General features: G+C 66.9%; 2 protein-coding genes and 2 pseudogenes. 3 read left to right on the top strand and 1 reads right to left on the bottom strand.

From position 1 onward, the window contains the following. Positions 1-375, top strand: a pseudogene (locus ACO6D5_RS26955) (hypothetical protein); the annotation flags it as partial. Between the two features lie 47 nt (positions 376-422). On the opposite strand, the gene ACO6D5_RS26960 reads toward ACO6D5_RS26955, so the two are convergent. Then, positions 423-2942, bottom strand: a complete 2520-nt coding sequence (locus tag ACO6D5_RS26960) for an isoleucine--tRNA ligase (protein WP_485827077.1) — start codon at positions 2940-2942, stop codon at positions 423-425. A 486-nt stretch (positions 2943-3428) separates the two neighbouring features. Between ACO6D5_RS26960 and ACO6D5_RS26965 the strand changes: the two genes are divergently transcribed. Both ACO6D5_RS26965 and ACO6D5_RS26970 read left to right on the top strand, forming a co-directional pair. Beyond that, on the top strand, positions 3429-4478 hold the full coding sequence (locus ACO6D5_RS26965; protein WP_485827078.1) for a hypothetical protein: 1050 nt from the start codon (positions 3429-3431) through the stop codon (positions 4476-4478). After that, positions 4475-4983 (top strand): annotated as a pseudogene (locus ACO6D5_RS26970) (hypothetical protein); the annotation flags it as partial. The gene ACO6D5_RS26965 and the pseudogene ACO6D5_RS26970, both read left to right, overlap by 4 nt.

Consider the following 4983-nt stretch of genomic DNA (forward strand, 5'->3'; position numbering starts at 1 on the left):
TCCCGGCGCGGGCCGATCGCCTTTGCCGATCTGAAGAGCTGGGGCACCGACGATTACCTCAAGTTGATCCGCCCGGGCTTGCCCACGCTGTTGGTAAGCCCGGTGGACCTGCCCAGCCGCGAGCGCCTGCTGCGCGACTTCGAACAGGCGCTGCAGGCGTGGCAGAAGCGGCAGCCGGCCGGCACCGCCGCCGCGCGCCGCACGCATTTCTACGGTTCCGCCGCCGGCCGTCTGGTCGGGCTGCTGATCACCGCGCTGGGCGCCGGCTCCGCCGTCATGGCGCTGAACCAGCGCGAACCGTCGATCTCGCTGGCCATCGTGGGCGGGCTGGGCGCGCTGTTCGGGCTGGCAATGCTGTTCGGCAAGCGAGGCTAAGGTCGGGGAGGGGGCGGAACCCCCTTTGCCCTTCCCGGTCCCCGCGTTCAGGGCAGGACTTCGCTGACGGTTCCCTGCACTGCCGCGCAGCGCGTACACAAGTCTGCGTCGTCCGTTACGGACGGCTCGTGCTTCCTGCAGCAGGCGCAGGCGCGCCAGCCCGTGGGCGAGAAGGTCACTTCCGCGCCGTCGCCTGACCGGCCCTCGTGGACGACCGCCGCGGCGCCGAGAACCTCCGCGAAGGCGCCAAGCCTGTCGGCCGTCGACGGCGACCACGTGACGTCCACCTGCGCCGCGCCCTTGACCCATTCGTTCCGGTTGGCTTCGACCCATCGGTTGAGCGCGCCCTTGACGTCGACCGCAGCACCGTAGGCCGCCAGGTCCGCGGCCTCGTCCGCCGCGGCGGGCAGGGCCACGTCGGCAAGGGTGGCCAGCAGTACGCTTTCCCCCTGTTCCGCGCCCGCTGCCTTCAGATACTGAAAAACTTCCTCGCAAGAAAACGGCAGCACCGGCGTCAGCAGGCGCGCAAGCGTGCGTACCAGCAGGCCAAGCACATGCTGCGCCTGACGCCGGCGCGGCGCGTCGGGGTGGTCGCAATAGAGGCTGTCTTTCACTGCCGGAAAGTAATCGCTGGATGCGCTTTCGGCGTAGCGCAGCAGATGGGACACGGCCGCGGCGAAATCGTAGCGGTCGGCCGCCTGGCACACGTCGCCGCCCAGTTTGCGCAGCAAGGCCACCTGGACCCGGTCCAACGGATGCGATACCGGTTGCGGCTGCCAATCGAAATCCTGCAGGTTCTGCAGGCAGAAACGCATGGTGTTGCGCAGCTTGCGAAAGCGCTCCTTGGTGAGCGCAAGCGCTTCGGCCGAGAACTTCAGTTCGCGCGTGAAGTCCTGCTGCAGTGCCCACAAGCGCAACACGTCCGGGCTCAGAGTCTTCAGCATCTGGTCCAGCGGCTGGTAGTTCTTGCTGGACTTCGAGAACTTCTGGCCCGTGCCGTCCACGACGAAGCCATGAGTGACAACCTGCTTATAGGGCGCGCCGTGGCCGGCCGCGGCGCAGGTCAGCAGCGAAGACTGGAACCAGCCGCGGTGCTGGTCCGAGCCTTCCAGGTAGACGTCCGCCGTGCGCCCGTAGCGCTGCATCAGCACCAGTTGATGGGTCACGCCGCTGTCGAACCAGACGTCCAGCGTGCGGCGGGGGCCTTCGCTCTGCCAGGCTTCTACACCTTCGGCAGCAACGCGAGCCGCCAGCCGCAGGTCATCGGGGTCGGCCGGATCCACGAGCGGCGTTCCCCACAGCCGGTTGCGCGACACGCACCAGGCCCCGCGTCCGGCCAGCATGCTGGTAAGCCGTTCGCGGCCGGAGGCGGGCACGAACTCCACATCATCCAGCGCGCGCAGCGCCTGCTGCCGGGTGTCGGTCAGGTCCAGGAACCACTCTTGCGAAGCGCGAAAGAACACCGGCGTCTTGTGGCGCCAGCAATGCGGATACTCGTGCTCCAGGGTGGACACGGACACGACCAGCGGGGCCACGCGTTCCAGCACGTGGGCCCTGGCTTGGGCCAGATCCATGCCTTCCATGCCCGCGAGGACGAAGCGGCCGTGCTCGTCGAGGTATTGCTCGACCGCCAGGCCGTACGGCTCGCAGACGCGGAAATCATCCGTGCCGAAGGCCGGCGCCATGTGCACCAGCCCCGTGCCGGCCCGGCTGACGAAATCCGCCGGCAGGACGGGAACGGTGTCACGGGTGTAGGGGCTGACTACCGTCAACCCCGCCAGGTCGACGTCGGGCAGTGGCTCGTCGCCGGTCTGGCGCAGCCGCACCCTTGTGCGCGTGCCGTCATGGACGGCGACGTAACTCAAGGCCGGGTTGTAGGCGACGGCCTTGTTGGCAGGTAGCGTGTACGGCGTGGTGGTCCATACGTCCAGGAACAGGTCCTCGTGGCCCGCCACCGGAAACAGCACGACCAGGCTGTCGCCGACCTTGGTCTTGTATTCGACCTCGGCTTCGGCCAGCGACGAGGCGCAGGCCGGACACCAATGCACCGGGCGCAGCCGCCTGACGGCGCCGGGGAGCGTCTGGAACAGCTTTGCCGCGCCCGCCTCGAAGCCGGGAGCCATGGTCAGATAGGGTTGCTCCCAGTCGGCAGCGACGCCCAGGTCGCGGAACTGGGCCGTCTGCAGATCCACCTGCGAACGCGCGTAGGACCGGCACGCCGCCACGAAAGCCGGCGGATCGTCCTTGCCGTGGCCCAGGCGTTCGACCTCCAGCTCGACCGGCAGGCCGTGGCAATCGAAGCCCGGCACGTACGGCGCGAAATAGCCCTGCAGCCGCTTGAATTTCACCACCGAGTCCTTCAGGCCCTTGTTGACGGCGTGGCCAAGGTGCAAGGCGCCATTGGCATAGGGCGGCCCGTCGTGCAACAGGAAGAGCGGCCGCGCGCCCTGCGTGCGGTGCAGGCCGTCGACGACCGCCTTGCTCGACCAGCGCCGCAAGGCGTCCGCTTTGTTGGCGTGAGTGGTGGCCAGCGGGAAGTCATGCTTGAAAAGATTCAGCTTGTACATGTTTCGAGTCCAGAAATGCAAAAAGGGCAGCGTTCTGTACGCTGCCCTTTGGAAGGTGAGGTGCGAAGGTGGGGCTTAGCAGCCCAACGTAATTCGCCCCCGACGCCCAATGGCAGCGGAGGTGCGAATAATCACGATCGACAGGAATCTGGACACGGGTTTTGGCTGATTGGCGTGTTGACGTTGTGAAACCACTCTAGCACAACATCAAGACCCGAAACAAACGCAACAATAATTTTCGGGTCCCTCGCCGCCGTCGTTGCACGTCTATGCCGGGGCGGATTCGTGTGGCGCGGTCGAGAGGTCGCGCCGCTGCTGGTCTTTCGGCCACGAGGCGTTGTGAGGGGCACGGCGCAAGTCCGCCGGGATGCGCGTCGCCCCGCAGCGCGCCATGTTTCAGTCCCCCAAGCAGACATTGCGATCCGGCCCTGAATCAGTAGTATGCCGGGTCAACGATCCGATTCCGCCTCATTCAAGGACTGCTCCATGACATTGCCGCGCCCGCGACTTGCCCTGTCCGCCCTGGCCTTTTCGCTTGCCCTGTCCGGCTGCGCCACCCAGCCGTTCTTGAGCGGCGAAGGCACCATGGACGATCCGCGCTATTCGCAGCTGCTGGATCTGATCGACGAAGCGCTGAAGTCGGACATGGCCGTGGTGCTGGTGGCCGATCTGACGCCGCACCCCACGCTGGGCGACGCGCTGGCCATGACGACGTACACCACCCGCGTGATCTGGATGAACGAAGCCGCGCCGCAAGTGACCTTCAGCCGCAGCTTCCAGACCAATTCGTTGCAGAAGGACACGAAGACGCCCCTTCTGTTCAATTCGTTCGAAGTCCATATCCTGCCGCCTGGCAAGTATCTGCTGACCGGCGGCGACGACTACAAGCTGAATGCGTTACTGGATGAGGTGGGCGCTCAGCGCGGCCCGGTCGGCTCGGGGCGCGGCGCGAACGGCACGTCTTATCTGTCGCCGGAGCTCTACCGCGAGTTCTACAAGCAGACCAACTGGCACGATGCCAGCTATGGCACGCAGACGGGGTCGCGAACGGTGTGCACTGCCGTGCATGCGGCGTCGGGCGCCTGCGTGAGCTGGGGCGAGCAGCAGTACAGCCAGACCACCCAGACCGGGGCCGCAGGGTACCGCGAAGATACGCAGTACCGCGACATCCCCGCGATCAAGATCCAGTCGCGCATTCCGCCCAAACAGGCGTTGGCAAGCTTCACGCTCAAGGCCGGCCAACTGGTGCTGAGCCAGCGCATGCATCTGAAGACACCCAGCTACAAGTACCGGCAGTCCGCGTGTCGCGCGGTCGAGGCCAAGATGATCGAGTGCCCGCTTGAGGACATGACGGTCTACACCCGTCCGGCGCCCATGGAGTTTTCGCAGAAGCTCATCGCGCGCCGCAAGAACGTCAGCGCGGCACATCAGCAGCTGCTGTCCAAGCTCCAACCCATGCAGATCACCACGCTGGGGCAGCAGGGCATTGAAGACCCCGTCTGGGGCGTGCCGGTATCGTTGCGCAAGGGAAAATGAGCGAATCCGGGGGCGGTGATCCGCGCAAGCGCTGGCGCGAGCAGCAGCGGGCCCAGCGTCTGGTGGAAGCCGAAGACCAGCGTGCCGCGTTCGACGCGCAGGCGGCGCGCCAACTGGCGTGGGCCGAACGCGCACGGCAGCCGCCCGCCCTGGCCCGTGTGGCATGGCAGGGCATGACGTTGCGGGTGCTGAACCTGGCTCAGGCGCAGTCGCTGCTAGGCCGGATCCGCGGCACCGATAATGCCGCGTATTACGCGCTGCTGGGCGAGGCCGCGGCCGCGCAGCTGCCCGACAGCGCCGGCCAGCAATGGGTGTTCCTGGTGGCCGACGCACCGGTGGCGGCGAGGGCCTTGGACCTGCCCGCGCAACTGCCGGACCATCCGGCGTTGCGGGTGGCAGGCTGGGTGTTCACGGCCGGTCTGGACGCGGACGTGGTACGCGTCGGCAACGCGGCCGAACCCGATATGGCAAGCGGCGAATCAGAGGCCGGCACCGAGTCCGGCAC

The sequence above is a fragment of the Achromobacter sp. genome, from assembly GCF_057314935.1.

Excerpts from the sequence above, each read along its gene's own strand:
- ACO6D5_RS26960 (WP_485827077.1), bottom strand. The coding sequence starts at position 2,942 with ATGTACAAGCTGAATCTTTTCAAGCATGACTTCCCGCTGGCCACCACT.
- ACO6D5_RS26965 (WP_485827078.1), top strand. The coding sequence starts at position 3,429 with ATGACATTGCCGCGCCCGCGACTTGCCCTGTCCGCCCTGGCCTTTTCG.